This is a genomic window from Pedobacter sp. HMWF019 (genome assembly GCF_003061025.1).
In the GTDB taxonomy this organism is placed as follows: Bacteria; Bacteroidota; Bacteroidia; order Sphingobacteriales; family Sphingobacteriaceae; genus Pedobacter.
Map to the genome: position 1 here is coordinate 1 of NZ_QAIL01000236.1, position 1,374 is coordinate 1,374.

1 protein-coding gene is annotated in these 1,374 nt (G+C 38.3%); it reads left to right on the forward strand.

The annotated features are described in order from the left end of the window. Positions 1-1,174: pitrilysin family protein (locus DBR11_RS13860; RefSeq protein ID WP_146186530.1), on the forward strand; the 1,174-nt coding region annotated here is incomplete at its 5' end. Positions 1,175-1,374 lie beyond the last annotated feature (200 nt).

The window sequence follows — 1,374 nt, forward strand, 5'->3', positions numbered from 1 at the left end:
CCAAATCCTGTTCAATGCTTTTTCAAAAGGAGGTACCTCACTGTACAGCGATGCTGATTTTCAAAGTGCAACCAATGCTGCAGGTGCAGTGGCTGCGGGTGGTGTAGGAAATTACAATTCTACCCAATTGGATAAGTTTCTTACAGGCAAGCAATTGGGTGTAGGTCCATATATTGGAGAGCGTACACAAGGGTTTAATGGTAGTGCAACGCCAAAGGACTTGGAAACTGCGCTTCAATTGATTTATGGTTACTTCACAGAACCCCGCAAAGATGAGGAAATCTTTAAAGGACTAATAGCTAATGCAAAATCAGGTCTGGCAAATCGTGGCGATGATCCGAATAAGGTATTTAGTGATACTGTAAATGCTGTACTGAGTAATTATAATATCCGCCGCACCGGGCCTAGCCTGGAAAAAATAAACCAGATTGATCTGGATAAGGCATTGCGCATCTATAAAGAACGTTTTGCTGATGCTTCTGGGCTTACTTTCACTTTTGTAGGAAGTATTGACGAAGCAACAATAAAACCATTATTGGAAAAGTATGTGGGCTCTTTGCCTTCAAACGGACGTCAGGAAGAAGCAAGAGATTTGGGTATTCATATCCCTGAAGGAAAGATCTCTAAAACAGTATATAAGGGAACAGAACAAAAATCAACTGTATATATGGTGTTTTCCGGGCCTTTCGATTATAGCTATGAAAATGATGTGAAAATGGAAGCTTTAAAAGAAACATTGGAAATCAGGATGTTAGAACGATTGAGAGAAGAGGAAAGTGGTGTATACACCCCAAGTGTACAAGTAAGCACCTCGAAGTATCCTCAGAGTAGATTCAGTATGGTCATTTCTTTTGGTTGTGCTCCTGGTAATGTAGAACGTCTGATTGCTTCTGCACTGGATGAAGTAAAGAAAGCGGGTAAAAATGGCCCCTCAATGGAAAACATCAATAAATTTAAAGCAGAAGACCGGAGAAGCAGGGAAACAGGATTAAAGACCAATAATTTCTGGTTAAACTACCTGAACGGACAGATGATTAATAATGAACCTTTGAACCAGGTTAATGATTATGATGCTGCGATAGGTAAAGTTACAGTGTCCAGTCTGAAAGACATCGCTGCAAAATATCTGAATGGAGATAATTACATCAGACTTGTCTTGTCTCCTGAGAAATAATTTTACCAAGACAAAGTGAAAAAGAGCCTGATCATGATTTATGATACAGGCTCTTTTTTTTCAAAATATCCCTGATTCCATACTGAATTACTATCCTCAGGAATAAACAAGAAGACAAGAAATGTTGTTCATTTGAAAATGAACTAAATGAACAGTATAATATAGAAAGTTCATTTCTATATTAGAAAACACTTCTATTG